At 34.1% G+C, this 21,059-nt stretch carries 17 protein-coding genes and 2 pseudogenes; 4 read left to right on the top strand and 15 right to left on the bottom strand.

The features are described 5' to 3' along the window. Positions 1–19: 19 nt before the first annotated feature. The 4 genes from CW751_RS12955 to CW751_RS12970 all read right to left on the bottom strand — a co-directional run bounded on the left by CW751_RS12955 (position 20) and on the right by CW751_RS12970 (position 6,051). On the bottom strand, positions 20–2,938 hold the full coding sequence (locus tag CW751_RS12955) for a ligand-binding sensor domain-containing protein (protein WP_133122222.1): 2,919 nt from the start codon (positions 2,936–2,938) through the stop codon (positions 20–22). A 1-nt stretch (position 2,939) separates the two neighbouring features. Beyond that, positions 2,940–3,716 carry a LytR/AlgR family response regulator transcription factor gene (locus tag CW751_RS12960; RefSeq protein ID WP_101335455.1) on the bottom strand — a complete coding sequence of 259 codons (777 nt, stop codon included), beginning with the start codon at positions 3,714–3,716 and terminating at the stop codon, positions 2,940–2,942. Positions 3,717–3,982: 266 nt separating this feature from the next. Then, complete coding sequence (locus CW751_RS12965; RefSeq protein WP_101335456.1) at positions 3,983–4,759, bottom strand: alpha/beta fold hydrolase; 777 nt, start codon at positions 4,757–4,759, stop codon at positions 3,983–3,985. Beyond that, the gene (locus CW751_RS12970) at positions 4,759–6,051 is read right to left on the bottom strand and encodes an aminopeptidase P N-terminal domain-containing protein (protein WP_101335457.1); all 1,293 of its coding nucleotides are present in this window, start codon (positions 6,049–6,051) and stop codon (positions 4,759–4,761) included. Before CW751_RS12970 ends, CW751_RS12965 begins: the two co-directional genes overlap by 1 nt. A 162-nt stretch (positions 6,052–6,213) precedes the next feature. On the opposite strand from CW751_RS12970, the gene CW751_RS12975 reads away from it, so the two are divergent. Further along, positions 6,214–6,531, top strand: coding sequence for a hypothetical protein (locus CW751_RS12975; protein WP_101335458.1), 318 nt, complete (start codon positions 6,214–6,216; stop codon positions 6,529–6,531). Positions 6,532–6,535: 4 nt separating this feature from the next. On the opposite strand, the gene CW751_RS12980 is transcribed toward CW751_RS12975, so the two are convergent. Next, positions 6,536–7,978, bottom strand: coding sequence for an oligosaccharide flippase family protein (locus tag CW751_RS12980; RefSeq protein WP_165779307.1), 1,443 nt, complete (start codon positions 7,976–7,978; stop codon positions 6,536–6,538). A 154-nt stretch (positions 7,979–8,132) separates the two neighbouring features. Between CW751_RS12980 and CW751_RS12985 the strand changes: the two genes are divergently transcribed. Then, positions 8,133–9,296: an aldehyde dehydrogenase family protein gene (locus CW751_RS12985; RefSeq protein WP_317045819.1), complete on the top strand. Its 1,164-nt coding sequence runs from the start codon at positions 8,133–8,135 to the stop codon at positions 9,294–9,296. Further along, complete coding sequence (locus CW751_RS15945; protein WP_317045820.1) at positions 9,203–9,508, top strand: aldehyde dehydrogenase family protein; 306 nt, start codon at positions 9,203–9,205, stop codon at positions 9,506–9,508. Before CW751_RS12985 ends, CW751_RS15945 begins: the two co-directional genes overlap by 94 nt. A gap of 12 nt (positions 9,509–9,520) precedes the next feature. On the opposite strand, the gene CW751_RS12990 is transcribed toward CW751_RS15945, so the two are convergent. From CW751_RS12990 to CW751_RS13020, 8 genes and pseudogenes are all read right to left on the bottom strand, one after another. Beyond that, positions 9,521–9,940: a PaaI family thioesterase gene (locus CW751_RS12990; RefSeq protein ID WP_101335460.1), complete on the bottom strand. Its 420-nt coding sequence runs from the start codon at positions 9,938–9,940 to the stop codon at positions 9,521–9,523. A gap of 3 nt (positions 9,941–9,943) precedes the next feature. Next, complete coding sequence (locus tag CW751_RS12995) at positions 9,944–10,426, bottom strand: hypothetical protein (RefSeq protein ID WP_101335461.1); 483 nt, start codon at positions 10,424–10,426, stop codon at positions 9,944–9,946. A 2-nt stretch (positions 10,427–10,428) separates the two neighbouring features. Next, positions 10,429–11,268 (bottom strand): carboxylating nicotinate-nucleotide diphosphorylase, encoded by an 840-nt coding sequence (nadC, locus tag CW751_RS13000; protein WP_101335462.1) that lies wholly within the window; start codon positions 11,266–11,268, stop codon positions 10,429–10,431. Positions 11,269–11,312: 44 nt separating this feature from the next. Beyond that, positions 11,313–12,143 (bottom strand): hypothetical protein, encoded by an 831-nt coding sequence (locus CW751_RS13005; protein WP_101335463.1) that lies wholly within the window; start codon positions 12,141–12,143, stop codon positions 11,313–11,315. A gap of 61 nt (positions 12,144–12,204) precedes the next feature. Beyond that, positions 12,205–13,080: pseudogene (locus tag CW751_RS16020) on the bottom strand (OmpA family protein); the annotation flags it as partial. Positions 13,081–13,350: 270 nt separating this feature from the next. Continuing rightward, positions 13,351–14,739: pseudogene (locus tag CW751_RS16025) on the bottom strand (DUF5723 family protein); the annotation flags it as partial. Positions 14,740–14,916: 177 nt separating this feature from the next. Next, entirely contained in the window at positions 14,917–17,097 is a 2,181-nt protein-coding gene (locus CW751_RS13015; RefSeq protein ID WP_133122223.1) for a hypothetical protein, read from the bottom strand. 173 nt (positions 17,098–17,270) lie between these two features. Then, positions 17,271–17,849: a ribonuclease HII gene (locus CW751_RS13020; RefSeq protein WP_101335466.1), complete on the bottom strand. Its 579-nt coding sequence runs from the start codon at positions 17,847–17,849 to the stop codon at positions 17,271–17,273. A gap of 268 nt (positions 17,850–18,117) precedes the next feature. Between CW751_RS13020 and CW751_RS13025 the strand changes: the two genes are divergently transcribed. Continuing rightward, complete coding sequence (locus tag CW751_RS13025) at positions 18,118–18,483, top strand: hypothetical protein (RefSeq protein ID WP_101335467.1); 366 nt, start codon at positions 18,118–18,120, stop codon at positions 18,481–18,483. Between the two features lie 83 nt (positions 18,484–18,566). Here the strand turns inward: CW751_RS13025 and CW751_RS13030 are convergent, their stop codons facing one another. Together CW751_RS13030 and CW751_RS13035 are read right to left on the bottom strand one after the other, a co-directional pair. Continuing rightward, positions 18,567–20,573, bottom strand: a complete 2,007-nt coding sequence (locus tag CW751_RS13030) for a thioredoxin domain-containing protein (RefSeq protein WP_101335468.1) — start codon at positions 20,571–20,573, stop codon at positions 18,567–18,569. 4 nt (positions 20,574–20,577) lie between these two features. After that, positions 20,578–21,057 (bottom strand): hypothetical protein, encoded by a 480-nt coding sequence (locus CW751_RS13035; protein ID WP_101335469.1) that lies wholly within the window; start codon positions 21,055–21,057, stop codon positions 20,578–20,580. Between the last annotated feature and the right edge of the window lie 2 nt (positions 21,058–21,059).

Genomic DNA, 21,059 nt, shown 5'->3' on the forward strand with positions numbered 1-21,059 from the left:
ATATATAACTATTCTTTATTTATCCCAAATATTGTTTCATGATTTTAAACACAACAACAGTTCCGTTGATTAAACGGTCGCCTTCTTTGATTTGAGTGGGGCCAATCATTTCTATAGAACGTTCAGAAATCTTTTGAAGGAGTTCTATGCGTCCTTTAGCTATTAACATACCTTGAGATCGGTGTTCTTCATCATTTTTATTTTTCTTTTCCTTTGATGTTTTTATCCCTACACCATTGTCTTTAATTTCAATTCTTATATGATCTAAGTGATCTGTAATGGTTATTTTGATTAGACCTTCTTTATTTTTTAATGGTAAAACACCATGAATAATACTGTTTTCTACAAAAGGTTGCAAAAACATTGCAGGTACTTTGAGTAATTCAGTTTCTATTGAATTATCAATTTCAATTTCAAATTTGAAACGATCTGCAAACCTCATCTGTTCTAAATTCAAATAAAGATTGAGTCGTTCTATCTCATCAGCCAATGTTACCATGCCGTCTTCATGATAGGAGCTGTCTAAATTTTTACGAATTAGTTTTGCGAAATTTGAAAGGTATTTATTGGCAGATTTTGAATCTGAAGAGTTGATATAATATTGTATTGAGTTTAAAGAGTTAAATATGAAATGCCGATTCATACTTGCGTTTAATGATTGTTGCTCAAGCTTAGAAAGTTTGTTTTGAAACTCCAGTTTTACTTGATAATTTCTGCTTTCAATACGTTTTAGTCGATAGCGTTCAATAATAAGTATAATTCCAAATATTAAGAGTGCGACAGCAGTGTAAAACCACCACGTTTGATAATAAGGTGGTAAAACTTTAATCGGGATGTTAATTGTTTTTGATGTTTTGTCAAGTCCATTGTTGACTTTAAAAATTAACTCATAATCATTTGGAGGTAAATTGGTAAAACTTATGGTTGGATTTTTTGTTGGAATAGACCAGTTGTTTGAAAAACCTGACAGAAAGTAGCTGTACTTTAAAGCACTCGGATTAGTCATGTAAATACCATCGAATTTAAATGAAATATTTTTATCCGCATATTTTATTTTTAAAACATGGCTACTGTCTTTTTGATTAATTAAATTAATAATTGCTTGATCTACATTTTGATTATTTACGATAATAGAACTCAATTGTATTTTAGGAAGCGCATTTTTCTTCAAGGACTGCCTGTTATTTAAATCCATGCGCATCAATCCGGAAGCTGTTCCAAACCATAAAAACCGGTTGTTTTCTATGTAGTTTGAATTAAGATTTGTTTCTAAATCAATTAACCCAGATGTTATTCCATATCTGTATTCCTGTAAATGGTTGATTCCTACCTCATACAAGCCATTATTTGTTCCAATTAACATTAAGGTGTCAAACTTTTGTATGAAATTGATGTATTCTAAATCACTGTCTTGATTTAAGGAAATTTTATCTATTTCTTTCTCCTTTTTGAGAAACAAACCATTTTCTGTTCCTATCCATAGTTGGCCATTTCTGTCAATTTCAATACAGTTTATCCCTGACTCCATGTGTTCCACGGATAATTCATTTTCTTCTAATCGAAAAATTCCGTTGGGTGCGGCACCGTAAAGTACTTCACCTTTACTTTCAAAGTCACGAACGTTTTTTAAATCTTTAATATGTGGAGGTGGTTGTGTAATCAAGTTGTTTTTACCCGTGTAAAATACACTTCCCTCCACGGTGCTAATAATTAAAGTTGAATCGTTAAACGAGTGTAACCCCCTAATTTTATTGGAGGGCAGCTTGGAGTTTCCAGTGAAATAACTTTTAAATGTTTTGTAATCATACACAAATAAGCCATAATTAGAAGCGAAAAAGACCTTGTCGTCGTGATAAGTTATTTTCCAAACTGCACTGTTGATGGCTTCTATTTTCTCAATATCTCCATTAGGAGCCATTTTAAAAATGCCTTGGTCAATTGTAGAAAACCATTTATTGTTCTGTTTATCAATTTCCATAGCGATAATTAAATCACTTGGAAATCCACTTTTTTCGTTATAAAATGTGAAAACTTCATCGGTAAAGCGAATAAGGCCTTTCCCATTTGTCCCAATCCATATATTGTTCTCAGTATCTTCAAAGACTACGTTAATATCATTGATGGGGAGACCCGATTTCTCATTAAAAGACAAAGTATCTTGTTCTTTTATGTGTAGAATCCCATTACGTGAATTAACCCATTTTTGTTGTTTATGATCGATTAAAACATCTCTAAATCTCATATAACTATGATTAACGAGATGCTTTAACTCGTCGTTTTTAGGGTAGAATTCATATAGATCACCATTGTATGAAGTAGCAAGAATATAGTCCTTATTGGCGGTTATTCCTGAAAAAGAAATATCTTTAGTTGATGCACTTAAATTGAAAGTAACTTTATCAAAATTGTATACACCTTCTTTAGTTGCCAAGTAGATGGTGTTTTTGTATTGTAGAAGCTTTCTAATTCTTTGTGGGCTAGATTTTACGGCTATGAGCTTGTTTTTTGACTCCTCGTATTGAAAGAGACCACTGCCATTTGTGGCAACGTATAATGTAGAATCTATAAAAGCAAATCCAGTTACATTTTCAAGAATTGTTTCATCTGCATAAGTGATAGAGGTAAATGAATTGCCCTTTTGTTTTATTGAAATACCTTGTGGATGGCCTACAAACAAAACACCATTAATGATTTGAAGTTTTGTGATGCGATTATTTAATAGTCCATTGTTTTTTCCAAAGGTAGAGAACTGTGCACCGTTGAATTTTGCCAACCCACCATAAGTACCAATCCATAAATAACCTTTTTCATCCTGAACAATTGAGCTCACTTGAGACTGAGGTAATCCAGAGTTGGTGTTGAATTGAATAAATGAGAATCGTTGGCCAAAAGTGACCATTGATAGCAGAATAAAACCAATACAAGTTAGTGTCTTCAATTTACATTTCTTTTATGGTTTTCAAGAAGGCACTCACCCGGTTTCTCGCAACTGGTAATTCTATTTTGTTTTTTAAAATAACGGTATAGCCATCCTCGCTCACGTATTCTTTAATCATATCCATATTGATGATATATGACTTGTGAATCCTATAAAACTTGTCAGTATTCAAAATGCTTTCATATACTTTCAGCGTTCTTGTATCTAAATATCTTGTTCCATCTTTAAAGTATAACATAGAGCAATTTCCGCTTGCTTCTAGGTAGGCTAAGTCATCGTCTTCAATTATTTTAACTCCCTTAGTATGTGAAATGGCAATTTTACTGTTTGTTTTATTGTGAATCAGTCGATCTGCTAAATTTTGTAGTGCCTCAAAATAATTATCATAATTTTCTGGATGTTGTGTGAAGGTTTCCTTTGTGGCAATTAACTTATCTACAGCTATTTTCAGGTCATCCTCATCAATTGGTTTTAATACGTAGTGTACCGCATTTGATTGAAAAGCACGTATAGCATAATCTTTAAATGCGGTAACAAAAACAACTAAGAAGTTTCTATTTTCTAGGCGTTCTAGTAAGTCGAATCCTTCAGACCCACTTGGCATTCTAATATCTAAAAAGACAACATCTGGCTGTGCACTTTTTATAATGCTTTCTGCTTCGTCAATGTCGCTTGCTTCACCAATAAGGTCTATTTCTGGACAATTTCTTTCCAACATCAAAGCCAAGTTTTTTCTGGCTAATTCTTCATCATCTACTATAATTGCTCTGAGCTCCATTTCATTTGTTTTGAACTAAAATAACAATTTATAGATGTTTAGCTTGACTTATTTCATAAAAATAAGGAAGGTTTTTATCATTTTACTCGCTCCAAAAGACCATTGGCTCAATAAAATCGTACGATGAGGTTTTTTTAAATTTTTCATCTTTTGTTAAACGTATATTTACTTGAATTCTAAAACTAATAACAATGAAAAGTCAATTAAAAGTTAAAGTACGTTTCGATTTTTGGATTTTTAATGATAATGGCAATTAGTACCGTTTGTTAACGCGCGTGAAGCTCAAAAATTCGATTGAGTATTTTTGCTAATTGTTGCGTAGCTTCATGGTGTGCCATGTGACCGATTCCCTCTATAACATGAATAGGTGTTTGTGTTTCTTCAGCCATTTGGAGTGTTTTATTAATAGGAATTAATGTATCGTATTCTCCCTGAATGATGGTAATTTTATGTTTGCCATTTTTCAAAACATCTAAACAATTCCCCCTGTCCCTCATTGCCATTAGCGTTTGTATGATTGCAAGGTTGTCCATTTCATACGCTTCTTCGATTAATGCATTGATTTTTGTTTCAAAGAGATGAGGTTGATAATACAGTTTTGGAATGGCTTCCTTTAGAAAAAGGTTCTTGTTATATGCGACAACCTTGGCTGCTCTGTCTCTGTCCTTCTTTTTTGACTCACTATCAGCCCAAGGATGTGAATTCAATAAAACTATGTTTTCGATTCCTTCAGTTTGAATTTTAGCAAGAGAAAGAGCAACATAGCCGCCTAATGAATGTCCTAAAATAGAAAAATGGGTCAACCCTAAGTGTTGAATTGTTTCATGAACAGCGAGCGCTATTTTTGGTAGACTTAATGTTGTTGAGGTTAATCGTGATTTCCCATGACCCGGTAATTCTATTGCGTAAATCCGCATATTTTTTAAATGTGGAATTAAGTTATTCCACATGGTATTACATTCTAAAAAACCGTGCAAAAAAATTACAGGACAACCATTTCCGATTATCCTGTAATTTAAAATATTAGAATTATTTGTTTTCATTAACTGTTCATGTAATCCTCTACTTCATCGGCTTCTAAAGGTAAACCTGTCATCATGTTTTTTGGAGCACCAGATTCTTGAACGATCAAATCATCTTCCAATCGAATTCCAAGATTTTCGTCAGGAATGTAAATTCCTGGTTCACATGTAAACACCATTCCAGCCTCAATTGGTTTGTGGTATAAACCGTAATCATGGGTGTCAAGACCAATGTGATGAGAGGTTCCATGCATAAAATATTTTTTATATGCTGGCCATTCGGGATTCTGATTTTTAATATCTGTTTTATCTAGAAGCTTTAATTTTAATAGTTGTTCTTCCATTAATTTTCCAACTTCCTTATGGTACTCAGGAATTAATGTACCAGGAACGAGTAGTTTTTCAGCAGCTTTTTTTACATCTAAGACTGCGTTGTAAACTGCTCTTTGTCTGTCTGTATATCGTCCATTTGCTGGAACAGAACGGGTCTGATCTGAAGCGTAATTTGCATATTTTGCACCAAAATCCATAAGAATTACATCTCCATCTTTACACTGTTGGTTATTTTCTACATAATGTAAAACACATGCATTTTTTCCCGATGCAATAATTGGTGTATATGCAAATCCGTTGGATCTGTTCCGAACAAATTCATGGATGATCTCTGCCTCTATTTCATGTTCCCAAACGCCGGGTTGAATGAATTTTAATATTCTTTTATATGCTTTTTCTGTAATGTCGCAAGCTTGCTGCATAATAGCCAGTTCGATATCTTCTTTTACACTCCGAATGGCATGCAAAATAGGTGCACTTTTATGCACTTGATGCGCAGGGTATTTCTTTTTTGTTCTTTTAATAAAACGATCTTCACGTGTTTGCACTTCGGTATTAGCCCTTAAATGCTCATTTGTATTGAAGTAAATACCTTCAGCCTCAGTCATGAGATTGTTGAAAATCGTGTCAAACTGATCCAGCCAATAAACAGTTCTAACACCTGTTGTTGCTAGTGCAGCCTCTTTTGTTAATTTTTCTCCTTCCCATACAGCAATATGTTCGTTTGTTTCTTTTAAAAACAATACCTCTCTATGCTTCTTGTCTGATGCGTCAGGAAATAAAAGTAAAATACTTTCCTCTTGATCTACTCCTGATAAATAAAATATATCTCTATGCTGCTCGAACGGCATCGTACTATCTGAGCTAATTGGATAGATATCGTTTGAATTAAATACCGCTAAAGTGTTTTTCTTCATTTTCTGCATGAACTTCGTGCGGTTTCTTTCGAAAAGTCTTTTGTCTATTTTTTCGTATTTCATGATCTTATATTACTGTTCTTTATCTGTTAAATGCATTATTGCAGGTTTTGGCAAGATATAAAATTCTGAAGGGCTTTCTAAAGAAATTTCTGTTTTTTATCACTACGTAAATAGATTACGTTCTGAAGGCGTAGATTTGTAGTGTTCAAAAAAACAAATGATATGAAAAACGGATTTAAAAACTTAACAATACAGCACATTCAACTTGAGGAGCGTTCACAACTTGCCGAAGTAGAGGTGCAATTTACAGAAGGAAAGATACTTATTGAAACCATCATGGTATTGGGTTCAACAGATTTGAATATGCTATTGGCAAAATTGTCAGCAAAAGGTGTTTCACTTGCCTTAACTGAAGATTTTGAACATTTTTCAACTGAAGAGGGTGAACTGTACAGCTTAGATTTTGAGAAAAAAGGATGGAGTGAAATCGTAATCGATGATTTTGTTCCTTTACAACGTGTAAGACAAATACGCGCTTAATCTTTTATTCTGCTTTTGATTTAAGCATTGTGAGTAATGTTTTTATGTGAATTAATTTAAGCATAAATAGTAATCCTACTCCCACAAGAACAGTCACGAGTATACTCCATAATTTGCCGATTTCCTGATGTAGAAAATGCGTTACAGGAATGAAAATTGATAGAAGAAAAACAAAACGAAGTAAACTTTTCCAGTCTATTTTAAGTTTAAAAACCTTTATGGCTAAAATGATCTGCATTAATGCTGTTAGACTTTGTGTGGTTATTGTCGCTATTGCTGCTCCTTCCGCTTTCATTTCTGGTATTAAGAAATAGTTGAGGATGATGTTTAGCAACACACCTAGTAAAGCCATTTTATTGAGCAATTTCAGGTTGTTGTTCGCTGTTAATAAGGTCCCGAAAATGTGTGAGAACGACATGGGGACAAAACTCAAAATTAACCAACAAAATACCTCTGCAGAATTATCGTATCGTTCTGCATATATAAAATCTATAATTTCATTTGTGTTCCAAGCAAGTGTGATTCCGATAACAAATGCACTGCCAACAAGAAATTTACCTGCGCTTTGTAGAATGGGTAAAACAGATGTTTTTTCGCTAATTAATCTTGAAAAGATGGGAAGTAAAAGACCAGCTACAAGAAAAGCAAACATATTTACGGCATCCAACAATCTAAAACCTTGTGCATATACACCTGCTTGATGTTTACCATCGGGAAGTAATCGTTCGAGCATAACAGCATCAATTCGGGTATAAAGCATCATTAATAGGATGAGAACTGCAAAGGGAACACTTTTTCTGAGGATTGCAAACGATAAAATCTTGTTGGTTTTAAGACTAATTCTACTGATACGTAAACGCGTTAAAATAATCCCGATGATTAGTGTAATTCCATAAGAGAAAGTTTGTGCGTAAACAAACCATTCAATTTTAAATGTTAGATCTGTCCAAACTCCCATTAGCAAAGTTGCGGTAATGATGATCAATAAAAATCGATCAAGTACCGATAAAATAGCATCTATTTTAAATTGATGTAATCCTGCAAAATTACTTCTCAGGTATAAGATTAAACCAACAAATATTTGATTCAAAATAAAGAAACTCAGTAAGTACATTTCGTGGTCTGAGTATCCTAAAATCAAAGCAAATCCAATCGTAATAAAAGCGTACAACACACCTAGCATGATTTTTAAACCAAAAAAAGAACCGATATATTTGCTTAAGGTATTTGGATTTTGAGCTGTGTTTTTAGTGTTGTAATTCGTTACTCCAATGTCCAAGAATATGTTGAGTAAAAACGAAAAGTTAAGCAATGAGAAGTAGAGTCCGTAGTCGGCTGCTCCAACTGTGTTTTGAACTTGAACATCAATCCCGAAAATATACAAAGGCTTAATGAGCAGGTTCAGCAGCACGATAAAGAATAAATTACTGAAGAACTTCTTTTGCATAAACGGGTACTTGCTTTTGATTGAATGAACAAATATAGTAATTCCGCTGTTTTGTCTGTGGAATATTGAACCACAACTCGTCCTAAAATTCATTTTCACCATCACATTAACAAAACATGAATTGTTCTTCCAATAAAAATTGATACTTTTAAGCATGGAAAAAGAAGAGCTCAAACAATTAATACAGGATCAAAATCAGTTTTTTAATGCAAATGCTACTAAAGAAATTGGATTTAGGATACAGCAATTGAAGCAATTAAAATCTTTATTGAAATCCAACGAAAATGAATTGAATGAGGCTATCTTTTCTGATTTTAAAAAGTCAAAGTTTGATACCTTCACCAATGAGTTAGCACTTTTATACACTGATATTGATGAGGCGATTTCAAAAGTTCAGAAATGGTCGAAAAGAAAAAGAGTAAAAACTAATTTGCTTAATTTTCCTGCAAAAAGCTATATTTATCCCGAACCTCTAGGTACATGTTTGGTAATCGGTGCGTGGAATTATCCCATTCAACTTTCTTTTGCTCCTGTTATTGCTGCCATCGCCGCTGGGAATACAGTTGTACTGAAGCCAAGTGAAATTCCCTCAGCAACAAGCAATGTGATTGCGAAAATTGTTAACGAAAATTTTTCAACTTCATTTTTCCATGTTGTTGAAGGTGGAGTATCCATTACAACTGATTTGTTGAATTTAAAATGGGATAAAATTTTCTTTACAGGAAGTGTGAACGTTGGAAGAATTGTTTACCAAGCTGCTGCCAAAAATTTAACACCAGTAACTTTAGAGTTAGGAGGGAAGAGCCCAGCTATAATTACGAAAGGTTGTAATTTAGAGGTAACGGTTAATCGCCTTGTTTGGGGGAAATTTCTAAATGCAGGTCAAACTTGCATTGCTCCTGATTATGTTTTAGTAGAGAAGTCTATAAAAGAACAGTTGCTCGAAAAGTTAAAGGAACGAATTAAGGAGATGGAGTTTTCTTTTGAGAATAAGAATTATGTTCAAATCATTGATGATAAGAACTTTCAACGTCTCCAGTCTTTGGTGGATAAAGATAAGGTGTATTATGCAGGAAATTTTGATGTGAAAACACGCTATTTTCCACCGGTTATTTTAAATGATGTTGATTTTTCTGATCAGGTTATGGAAGATGAAATTTTTGGTCCTATTTTGCCTGTGATTGCTTACGAAAATCTGTCTGAGGCGATTCGTTCTGTAAAAAAATGCCCAAGCCACTTTCTTGTTATGTTTTTACCAACGATAAATCTATTAAAACGCGCATTATTGATGAGATTTCTTTTGGAGGAGGTGCAATAAATGATGCGGTGATGCATATTGCGAATAGTAATCTGCCTTTTGGAGGGGTTGGGAATTCTGGAATAGGAAACTATCATGGAAAAGCTGGATTTGATGCGTTTACCCACAAAAAAAGTGTATTGGATAAAGCGACATGGTTAGATCCGAGTATCAAATATCCTCCCTATTCTCCCAAGAAGCTAAAAATTATTCGGTGGATTATGGGGGCTTAAATAAAAAACAGATTAATTTTCATCAACTTTCCATAGTCGTTCTGAGATATGAACCGTTCCTTTAAAAAGAGCAATTTTTTTGTTTAATTGATTTTTAATGATCACTTGATATACTCCTATTGTTTTTCCACGATGTAATTCAGTACAAGTAGCCGTTAGGAAATCGCCTATTTGTGCAGGACGCGTATGCGAAATTGAAGTTTCTATACTCACGCATTGTTTACCATGTGCATTGGCAGCAAAAGCCAAAGCAGAGTCAGCTAAACTATAACTAATTCCGCCATGTGCAATCTGGAAACCGTTTACCATTTTGGAGGAAACCTTTGCTTTCAACTCACAAGAACCGGCAGCGATTTTACTAACTTCAATATTCATCCATTGAGAGAAAGCATCTTTTTCCATCATTCTTTGAACAATCGCCTTTGGTTCCATTTGCTAATCATTAATTATCGCTCGATTCATTAAAGCGATTAAAGCAATTCCAACAATAAATACGTGGCTAGCGAGCTCTTCCTCCATACGTTCTCCGGTTTCATCCTCCTCATTAATTTCATGAAGTAAAAAGGAAAGCATCATGGGTTGATTGCAGAAACTCCCAATTAAATCTTGGTCTTCTGTTTCCACATATTCATCCAATGTCTCTACATACTCTTCTTGAAATTCATCAATGGTATCTTCATCAATTTTTTTCATTTTAAGGCCTTGCATAGAAATTGCCTCAGAAAAAATATTGAAATAGTATATCATATAATCCATCAAGCTATCGTTTTCATATTCGATTGCTGAGGAGAGGATGTAACCAACAAGTGTCTCTTGAGCAAGAACATGTGTTTCGGAGATTTTCTCTAAACTATCTTCAGATAAACCATCGATTTTTAAGACAGCTTCTGTAATATTTTTTTCGTTAATATGTGCCATTATTATTGGGTGTAAATTGCTTTTAAACTTAAGTCCATGGAATAAACAGAATGGGTGAGTGCTCCAGAAGAGATGTAGTTTACACCTGTTTCAGCGTATGCACGAATGTTGTCTTCAGTAATTCCTCCAGATGCTTCAGTTTCTATTTCTTTTGGAATTTTTGGTAACACCTCACTTATTTTTTCGGGTGTAAAATTATCCAACATAATGCGGTTTACTTTTCCTATGCGTAAAACCTCCATTAATTCATTTTCGTCTCTGACCTCTATTTCGATTTGAATGTCTAGATCATTGTTTTTGATGTATTCATTCGCTCGCTCAATTGCTTTTTCAATACTTCCAGCGTAATCTATATGATTGTCTTTAATCATAATCATATCATATAAACCGAAACGGTGATTGTGGCCACCTCCAATCTTTACTGCCCATTTTTCTAAAGCACGGATGCCTGGTGTGGTTTTTCTTGTATCTAACAGTTTAGCTTCTGTTCCTGAGATTAGATTGACAATTCGATGGGTTTGAGTTGCAATTGCACTCATTCTTTGCATAAAATTCAATACCAAGCGCTCAGTTGCTAAAATAGATTGAGATTTACCTTCTATTTCAAATACGATATCTCCATGTTTTACCTGGTCTCCATCTTTTATAAAAGTGGTGATGTTGAGGTTTGAATCATATTTATGAAATATTTTTTCGGCTAATGCTACACCGGCAATAATACCTTCGTCTTTTACTAAAAGCTTTGCTTTACCTTCAGCATTTTTGGGGACACAAGAAAGTGAGGTATGATCTCCATTTCCTAAATCTTCTTTAAAAGCAAACGTTATAATTTCATCAATCATAGTACAAAACTAATTAGAAATATGACTTGCTTTTCAGAAAGCGCTTATTTTTTCCAGGCGATATCTGTCAATACTCTAAATTCTGGTTGATTATTACCACCAACAACTTTAAAAGAGACTTCAACAGGCCTGAACTTATATTCATCTAAATTATTGAGTAAGTCTTCAATAAATGGTGTCATTTCATCTACGCGAACTGCTGTTGTATATCTTTCTTCGGTTTGTGGTTTATCTTCTCCGAGCAATAAAAATAAATCATTTCCTTTGATAACACTTATGAAATGCGTCTCAAACTCTTCTGTTCCTGATAGAATTTTGTTTACTTTTTTTAAAGAATGATGTTCTTCTGGAATGATTTTCCATGTTGAATCTTCTACTTCTGTGTAATCATAAGCGATTCTTTGTTGGCTCATAACAGGCTTTTCGTCGTTGTAAACTGTTCTTTTTTCCATATAATTGGTGAAATTGGAATCGAGCCAATAATCAGACTGCTCTTTAAAAGCAATGAGTTTATTGTTTTCAAGGTAAAAATGACGGTTTCCTTGAGGCTTAAAATTGCCGTCAATATATTTTTCTGTGATTTTCATTGGGAAGCCATCATCGTTTAGATAAGCGATAACTTGAATAAACTCTGATCCATGGTCTTGAGTTTGTTTTTCCCAACTCAAAGATTCTACACGTTGTGCATCAGCAATTCGATTTTCAATCTCAAGCATTTTTTGAGCGTTTTCATATTCCATAAAAACGTCTGCCGTAGATTTCTTATAAACGGTTCCAGATTGCTCTTTTTCTTCGGAAACCTTTTCTTTTTGATCGCATGAACAAAAAAGGCCAATTCCTAAAATAAAAGCAAATAATATTGTCTTGTTTTCCATATTTCTATAGGATAAAAAAGTCCGTGATAAGGGTGTCACGGACTTCTGTTGTTAACTTATTTTATTTAAAAATTATTGTCATTTCTACACGTCTATTGGCTTGTCTTCCAGCCTTAGTGTCATTCGACTCTATTGGTTGTGTTTGACCAAAGTAAAGAACGAATAAACGATCTTCAGATATCCCTCTTTCAATCATAAAGTCTCTAACAGATTCAGCACGTTTCTTTGAAAGAATCAAATTACTTTGTGCATTTCCAACGTTATCCGTATGACCTGAAATTTGCAAGCTCCATCCTTCTTTCTTGATGAGTACTTCAGCTAATTCATTTAAAGAAGTAACCGACTCCTCCTTTATCTTCGCTCGTGCTGTTTCAAACTCTAGGTTATCGAACGCAGTTTTTAAGATTTCTTGAACTTCTTCTTCAATTTCAGGACAACCATTGTTTTCTACTGGACCTGGAGTTTCCGGACATTCATCATCTTTATCTGGAACACCATCACCATCAGTATCTGTATATGGACATCCATTATTCTCTTTTGGACCTGCTAGGTTTGGACAATCATCATCTTTGTCAAGGATTCCATCACCATCAGTGTCTGGCCATGGACAACCATTGTTCTCTTCAGGACCTGGAGTTTCAGGACATTCATCTAAGAAATCGAGCACACCATCACCATCTGTATCTGGACATCCGTTTAATTCAACAGGACCAGGAACATCAGGACAAGCATCTTCGAAATCTGGAATTCCATCACCATCTGTATCTGGACATCCATTAAATTCTGCAATTCCTGCTTCTTCTGGACATTCATCATCTTTGTCTGGAATACCGTCACCATCAGTATCTGGACAACCGTTAAATTCTACTAATCCTGCTTCTTTAGGACATTTGTCGTCTTTATCAGGAATTCCATCACCATCAGTATCTGGACAACCATTAAACTCAGGTAATCCTGGAGTCATTGGACAATCATCTTCCGCATCTTGAATACCGTCTCCATCTGAATCAGGACAGCCTCTAAACGCCCAAACACCTGGTACATCTATACATTCGTCTTTCTTGTCAGAAACTTGATCGTTGTCAATATCACTTGGGTGACCGTAAAGAACAGGAACACGTAAGCCAGCATACACACCAGCACCTCTAACTTTTCCGCCTGGGAATAATGTTTTTAAATCTGGAACTCCAATGGTAAGTGGCCCTAAGCGCAAACCTAAACCTGCTTTAAATCCACTGTAAGTATTGTACGAAACAGGTATTCCTACACCTGCCCAACGATAGTCATAAGTAGGTGTAACAGAAAACTGAGTCGGTACCCTAACCTTAGATGCATTCGACTTTGAATTTAAATTAATATATGCTGTTGCATTGATGTAAAAATCTTTGTAGATGTTATAATCAAACTGAAGGCTTAATGCCGTTGGTGTGTTCATGTAATAGGTTTCCGAAGTATCTTCACTCGCCGTCCAGTCAGGATCGTTTTGAATTAAACTATCTACAATGTTTGAAAAACTACTTAAGCTGCTCGCTTGATCAAATACTGTTAAATCGAGTTGGGTGGTATTTACACTAAAGCTCCTACTTTTATCTGCTTTTGTGAATCGCATTCCACCAAGATCTAATAAAGAAACACCAGCTCTTATTTTGTATTTGTTACGGTCTCTTCTCCAAATATTGGTTTCACCGTCCATATCGTATTTGTATTCTTTCCAATCAGGTCTCCATTCGTAAACAAATCCTAAGTCAACTCCTAAACCTAATTTGGAAGTTATTTTGTAAATATCGCTAAAAGAAATATCTCCTGTTGTGTTGGAGAAATACTTATCAATATTGTCAGAATAACCAAAGTTAAAGTCTCCCCTAAATGTGGTCGCAGTATCTTTATTAAGTAATTCGAAGTCTAAATCTTTTGCATAGGTATAACTTGAAGCGATTCCTTGGTTAAATTTTAAACGACCACCTGCTTTGAAAAAGTGTTCGCCATCATCCTTAATTACTTGTGCGTAATTTACACCATATTCGGCCCATGCCATAGCGTTTTGTGAAAGAAGGGAACCGTCTATTTGTGTACTCCACAATGGATCAAAGTTCAAGCCTTCTTCAGCAAGTTTTATTACTTTTGGGTTAACATCATCTAAATTGTTAATTACCCTTATTTTTGCTGAAAAACCAACTGCAATTTTTGGATTAATATGGAACATAAAATTCAGAATGTCCAATTGTGTATTAAAATATACTCCTCTTGCTTTTGCATTAGGGTCATTATAATCTTCAACATTACCAAAATGATTTTCATATAAGTTAGGAGTGCTCTGCCAAGTGGTGTCCTTTCTTAAAGAATAGGGCCAACTTCTTTTGGGAAGTATTCCTGCATCAAAATATTTTGCATTTTGCCAAGCACCTACATTAAGACTAAAAAGATTAACATCAACAATGAAACGATTGTCAACAATAGAAGCGGGCTGTAGATCAGCCCCCATAATACCTGCATAATTACTGTGGATTACACCCAAGTAATTTTGTGCACTCAAGTTTTTAAAACCCAATAAGCAAAAGGTAATTAAAAAAACGAATAGGTAATTTGATTTTTTCATAAAAGTAGTTTGAATGAATTTTTAGTAAAGCTATTAGTTAACAATTAATAACAAAATTAACAAAAGATAGCAATTAACAAAAGACGTTGAGTTATTAATTAATAAAACAGTGCTTACATCTTTTATGGATAACGATGTTTTTTAATATTGTGGAGGCTGTTTTTTTTAATGGGAAACTTATCCTTCTATTTTTATTTTATAACAGATAATCGATTTTGATATGACCGTATAAATGTATAATGTTTTTGATTGAGCATCATAGGAAGAAATAACCGTATTACGTCCTTCTTTTGGAAAACCTTTTATAGAGTTACCTAGATTGTCATAAGCATGAATTTTATTTTTTAAATAATCTAGGACAACACTGGTTTTTACTTTGTCGTGATAGTTGAAAACCCCAACTTCGTTAAACGGAAGTTGAATACTGTATGTTATATTGTTGTTGTGGTTGTACACCTTAAATTTGTTTTGATCAGCAATAGTAATATGTTTATCATTCATCTCTACAATGCTTCCTTGATCGATGAGTACAGCGTCTTTAAAACTTTTACCGTTGCTTTCTAGGATTTGTTTGTAGATATTATCTTCTTTGGCAAAATAAGTTTGAACACTCCCATTGTGTTTAACTAAATAATCAGTGCTAGTTTTATTAACCATTTCCGCTTTTGCTGGTGTTTCAAGATAAGCTAAAAACTGTTGTTGTTCTTCGTTGGCAGCCCATGCACGTAAATTTCCCTTAATGTTAAGCGCATAAGGCGTAGCGATTATCGATTTTGTTCCAACTTGTACAATGTTGAGCTCTTGTCCTGCGCTATTGATCATTGTAATTTCTCCTTTTTCATTTCCAATTAAAAAACGCTTGGTTCCATTCCAAATAAACTGACTAATTTCAGAAGTAAAATCGGTGTTTGATACATAAGGAAATCCACCTACATCGTTGCCATTCAAGTCAATTAAGTAAATGCGTTTTTTTGTTCTGAATAAAAATTGATGCTTATTGTTGTCGAAAACATCGATCACTTTAATTTTACCGATAACAGGTCCTTCAGTTTTACCGTGCCAAATACTGTTTCCGTTGGGGCCTAATAATTCATACGCTCCATTTGAACTTACATTCAATACCGAAATGCCTTGTCTTAAATGATCGGTAATAGGAATTAATCGATTGGTTTGGTGCTGAACTGAGGCAGACCAGGTGGTTTTGTCTTCAGACATGAATTGCTCATTAGGAGGCATAGTATTAACTTCAAATAGCAACTGGTTCTTCCATGTCGAACTTGATTTTTGGTCTTTGGAAATTTTTCGAAGGTTAACATGGGAGGGAAGACCTCCAAAGAATTGATCTTTTCTTTCTGGACTTAATGCTAAAGTGTTAGCTAATTGATAATTGACGATAAATTTTCGTGCGATTTTTTTCGATTCAACTAAAACTACTTTTTCTTCAATTTCTAAGACATAAAAACGCCCTTTATGTTTGGATGGGAAGTCATGAGTTAATTGAAAACCAGTAAAAGAATGCATATCATCAAATACCTGAACAGAATCTTCATTTTTTGATTTTTCTATTAAAATTAAGCTTGGTTTTTGTTGAGAACGGTAATCGCTGACTAAAATGTGATTGCCTTCAAAGTCTATGGCAACAAATCCTTTGTCAACCCATTCACTCATAGCTCCATTTTTAAAAATAGAGTCTTGTTGAGCAGCATAAAATCGTTCTCTAAAATTATATGTAGTAATTGAATTTGGAATGACTGAGGAAAATATTGGAATATCTTTTACGGGGTTTCCAAATGTTGTTTTCGGAGCGCTAGACCGGTACTCAAATAAACCTTTGTTTAAATTATAAACGTCTGTTCGTTTCCAAATGCTATCCTTTTTAACCCATAGGTTTGCCGATGCTTTCTTATCTGCATCAAGTAGGAAATCAGTTTGTATTTTTTCTTTACATGGAGATAAGTTTTGACTAACCATTAAATATGGTCCTTCATTGTGAATTGTTAAATTGTTAATTTTAAAAGCATCACTTATTTTTTTTACCTCTTTTTTCTTCCACTTTGCATATTTTTCGAAGATGATAATAGGCCGTTGACCGCTAACATATATTTTTAAGCTCCCGAAATCATTTAAATTGTCGAGGTTGTTTAATGAGCCCGCAAGTGGATTCCCTTTAATTGCATCAAAATATTGAGCTTCTTTTGTTTCTTCAAACTTATTGATCAATAAGATAGTACCGTCTTCTTCACAAAATACGTAATGAGGACTCACCGTGTTGTCGTTGTTTATCCATAATTCGTAACTTGAATAGGAGATCCAAGCAATTGAGAGCAACATTATACTAATAAGGATGATGCGTTTCATTTAACTGATTTTCGTCAAAACTAAAACTTAAAAATAAACATTCTTCTTGCTTTTGATTATTTCTTTGAAACAATTTTCAATTTCTCACTTGAGAAACATTGTTTTTACAAATAGTTAAACAGAAAAAATTTCATTGATGTTATCAAAAAGGATGGGGTAAACACGCTCTAGATTTACGTCATTTTGAACGTTGTTCGGTGGTACGCACTTATTCCATGTTCCTTAATCGCTAATTTGTGTTTTTTAGTTGGGTATCCCATGTTTGTATTCCAATCAAAATAAGGATATTCATGATGAATTTTGTGCATGTAGGCATCCCTTGCTTCCTTGGCTAAAACCGATGCGGCCGCAATGCTCATAAATTTTGCATCTCCTTTTACAACGCAAGTATGAGGAATGGAAGGGTGTGGATTAAAGCGATTCCCATCAATTAATAGTAATTCGGGCTTTAATTCTAATTGATCAACAGCTAAATGCATGGCTTCAAAACTTGCATTGAGTATGTTGATTTCGTCGATTCGTTGATGTGTCACAAAAGATACAGCATAAGCAATTGCTTTTGATTTTATAATGGGTAAAAGCATCTGTCGTTTCTTGGCACTTAGTTGTTTTGAATCATTTAAAAGCTCAATTTCACAATCTTTAGGTAAAATTACCGCTGCTGCAACAACTGGTCCTGCGATACATCCTCTTCCTGCTTCATCACATCCAGCTTCTATTTTGTCAGGTGTGTAAAAGGTCTGTAAACTCATATCATTATTTTAATGCGAAAAATATACTTTTCAATCTTATTTTTCGTTTAATCTCATGAAATTTTTCTCCGATGGTGCTTTATGTCTTTCTAATAATTTTTTAAAAAAATGAAACTATCGATGTGCAATAAGGAAAAATGGATTTAAGAATAGAAATATTTTTGATGTATGGCACAAGTCTTGCAATTCCGTAAGTGTAAATAATTAAAAATTAATTTGTTGGTTTGACATTTTATCAGCATATTTAGTTTTTGAAAAATGTAACATTATGAAAAAGCTATTATCTATTCTGTCAATTGTTTTTTTTACGCTCTCTAGTTATGGGCAGACCGCAAAGGTTGAAGGAACAGCTGAGGAATTAAAGAAAGGACTTGCAGAAAATACATTGGTATTTATCATGCCAGCAGATGTTTCAAAAGATATTGTCGAAAAATCAGCACAATACTATACAGATTATTTTTCCGTTGATTTTGATGAATCTTCGCAAAAAGCAAAGCTAACTTTTATTGAAGGTCAAGAAAATAATAGACGAGTAATTACCCGATTTCTACTTTCTTCAAAAGTAAGAACAATACGTTTTGAAGAAAAAGAATATACCATTATGGAGTTTTACGCAAACTTTCTTGAAAAATAAAAAATAATCCTTGAGGATATAATTCAGAGGTTTTCGTATTTGCAATTATAGAGGTTTACATTTAGAAGTGTAAACCTCTTTTTTTATTGTATGTTCTTTAAGGCTTCATTAATAGAGTGCACGGGAGACATGCAAGATTTATTTTCACAAACCAGAATTGTTAGATCTTGACTTTCGTCTACATTATCTGCTGTTTCGATCGCTTTTCCTTTTGAGAAAATAGTATTGGGTAAATAAAACTTTCCAAATTGAATGCGCGCTTGTTGAGCAGATACTCCTGTAATACCTATTTCGTAAAATGGCTGAACTTGAGACAGCGCTAATAATCCCCAATTGGAATATCCAGAACCATAAGCAGGCATCTGTTTGTAGATGTTACTTAACATTTGCTGCGCCATCTCCAAATATTCTGTTTTGTGCAATATACTTCCCAGTTTAAAGAGATTGAGTGCCATTACACTGTTTGATGAAGGAATAACATTGTCGTTGACCTCTAATTTTCGTGTGAGCAATTCTGTATTTGTGTCGGTAAAGAAAAACATTTTTGATTGTGAATCGTAAAATTGCTCATGTGTGTACTCCGTCAACTTACTTGCCAAATCAATCCAGCGCTCCTCAAAAGTAAGCGTATATAAACTAATAAAGGCATCAATGCAATGTGCATAATCTTCCAAAAATCCATTAATTTTTGAAACATCATTTTTCCGTGTCCTTAAAACTTGAAGTGTGTCTTGATTGATTTGATTTTTTACTAGCCATTCTCCTGTTTTTATGGCTTCTGTCAAATAGCTATTGTTTTGCAATGCTAAGCCTGCATCAATGAGTCCTTTAACCGCCATTGCGTTCCATGCAGTTAATTGTTTATCATCTAAACCAGGTCTCACTCTCTTGTTTCTCTCATGCAAGAGTTTCTCTTGTGCATGTTTGAGTTTTTCTTCAAATTCGGAATTGCTTATATTGTTATCCGCACACCATTCATTCTTGGTTTGCTTTCTTAATAAAATGTATTGATTGTTTTCCCAAAATCCCTTTTCGTTTACGTTATAAAATTCTTTGAACCACGTATAATCAGCTCCTAAAATATTTTTGAGTTCTTCCTTGGACCAGGTATAAAATTTACCTTCAACTCCTTCAGAGTCTGCATCAAGCGCTGTAAAAAAACCATTATCTTCATGTCTCATTTCTTTAAGGAGCCAATGAATTGCTTGTTCAATTACATCTTTGTATAGCTTATCTTTTGTGTGTTGATAAGCCTTTGCGTAAGTAGATAGCAGTTGAGCATTATCATACAACATCTTTTCAAAATGAGGGACTTTCCACAAATAATCGACAGCATATCGCGAGAAACCACCACCAATTTGATCATAAATACCTCCCAAGGCCATCTTTTTTAGGCTTTTATGCACATGATTGAGTACAGTTTTGTCATTGTATTGATGTCCATAGCGCAATAAAAAGAGGTAGTTGTTGGGTAAAGGAAATTTTGGCGCTCTGTTGTTTCCTCCTTCATCAAAATCGAAATTTTGCTTCCATTTTTGAATCATTTTGTGCACCACTTCTTCCTCGAAGTTTTTTTTCAAGGGTGTGGCTTCAACTAATTCAGATTGAATTACGCCATCTGTAAGCTGCTTAGCATAGGCTTCAACACGAGGCAAATCATTTTGAAAGGTTTTCCATAGTTTTTGAATAATCTCCATCCAATTTTTTTTGGGGAAATAAGTTCCTCCAAAAATTGGACGTCCATCTGGCAATGTGAAACAATTTAAAGGCCAACCGCCTTTCTGTGTCATAAGTTGAACCGCATTCATGTATATTTGGTCCACATCAGGTCGCTCTTCACGGTCGACTTTAATGCAAACTAAATGTTTATTCATGAGTTCAGCCACCTCTGCATCTTCAAAGCTTTCCTTTTCCATTACATGACACCAATGACAGGCTGAATATCCAACGCTTATCAAAACAAGTTTGTTTTCTTTTTTCGCTTGATCAAAAGCCGCCTGACTCCATTCTACCCAATTTACAGGGTTGTTGGCGTGTTGGAGCAGATATGGACTGCTTGCATTTATTAGTGCATTGGTATATTTTTTCACTATTTTACCTTAAAAAATGTTCTAAATTTATATTCAAATCTTTCAGGTCAAGTTGCTCTGTCTGATCTATCTTTCTACGCACGGGGAAACCGACAACTGAAGCTTTCATTACACCTTCGAGTCGCAAGCTAACTTTTCCCTTAGTGGCAATTTGCATCAACGATAAAAACATACCTTTTTCCAGAAATATTTCAACGGGTACATTTTCTAATGTTGTACTTTTTTTCTTCATTACGTACTTTTTCTTTAAATGTGCGTTGCCAATAAAGTTATCGTTGAGGTAAAGTTTAAATTTTGATTTCCTAACCTTCAGTTTATAACCATTTGGATTAAAGGTAGAAACATCAACATTAAAAGCTAACTTTTCTTTGTTAATCTCATCGATTTTGAAATTTGAAACCCCTTTAAATTCTGGATTTTCAATACATCCAGTGCCGAATAAAAACACGGAAAGGAGTATCAATAAGTACTTAATTTCTTTCATCT

The organism is Brumimicrobium salinarum (assembly GCF_002844555.1).
In the GTDB taxonomy this organism is placed as follows: domain Bacteria; phylum Bacteroidota; class Bacteroidia; order Flavobacteriales_D; family Crocinitomicaceae; genus Brumimicrobium; species Brumimicrobium salinarum.

What these genes read in the sequence shown, in the direction of transcription:
- CW751_RS12960 (WP_101335455.1), bottom strand. Translation starts at nt 3,716, where the DNA reads ATGGAGCTCAGAGCAATTATAGTAGATGATGAAGAATTAGCCAGAAAA.
- CW751_RS12965 (WP_101335456.1), bottom strand. Translation starts at nt 4,759, where the DNA reads ATGAAAACAAATAATTCTAATATTTTAAATTACAGGATAATCGGAAAT.
- CW751_RS12970 (WP_101335457.1), bottom strand. Translation starts at nt 6,051, where the DNA reads ATGAAATACGAAAAAATAGACAAAAGACTTTTCGAAAGAAACCGCACG.
- CW751_RS12975 (WP_101335458.1), top strand. Translation starts at nt 6,214, where the DNA reads ATGAAAAACGGATTTAAAAACTTAACAATACAGCACATTCAACTTGAG.
- CW751_RS12980 (WP_165779307.1), bottom strand. Translation starts at nt 7,978, where the DNA reads ATGCAAAAGAAGTTCTTCAGTAATTTATTCTTTATCGTGCTGCTGAAC.
- CW751_RS12985 (WP_317045819.1), top strand. Translation starts at nt 8,133, where the DNA reads ATGGAAAAAGAAGAGCTCAAACAATTAATACAGGATCAAAATCAGTTT.
- CW751_RS15945 (WP_317045820.1), top strand. Translation starts at nt 9,203, where the DNA reads ATGCCCAAGCCACTTTCTTGTTATGTTTTTACCAACGATAAATCTATT.
- CW751_RS12990 (WP_101335460.1), bottom strand. Translation starts at nt 9,940, where the DNA reads ATGGAACCAAAGGCGATTGTTCAAAGAATGATGGAAAAAGATGCTTTC.
- CW751_RS12995 (WP_101335461.1), bottom strand. Translation starts at nt 10,426, where the DNA reads ATGGCACATATTAACGAAAAAAATATTACAGAAGCTGTCTTAAAAATC.
- nadC (WP_101335462.1), bottom strand. Translation starts at nt 11,268, where the DNA reads ATGATTGATGAAATTATAACGTTTGCTTTTAAAGAAGATTTAGGAAAT.
- CW751_RS13005 (WP_101335463.1), bottom strand. Translation starts at nt 12,143, where the DNA reads ATGGAAAACAAGACAATATTATTTGCTTTTATTTTAGGAATTGGCCTT.
- CW751_RS13015 (WP_133122223.1), bottom strand. Translation starts at nt 17,097, where the DNA reads ATGAAACGCATCATCCTTATTAGTATAATGTTGCTCTCAATTGCTTGG.
- CW751_RS13020 (WP_101335466.1), bottom strand. Translation starts at nt 17,849, where the DNA reads ATGAGTTTACAGACCTTTTACACACCTGACAAAATAGAAGCTGGATGT.
- CW751_RS13025 (WP_101335467.1), top strand. Translation starts at nt 18,118, where the DNA reads ATGAAAAAGCTATTATCTATTCTGTCAATTGTTTTTTTTACGCTCTCT.
- CW751_RS13035 (WP_101335469.1), bottom strand. Translation starts at nt 21,057, where the DNA reads ATGAAAGAAATTAAGTACTTATTGATACTCCTTTCCGTGTTTTTATTC.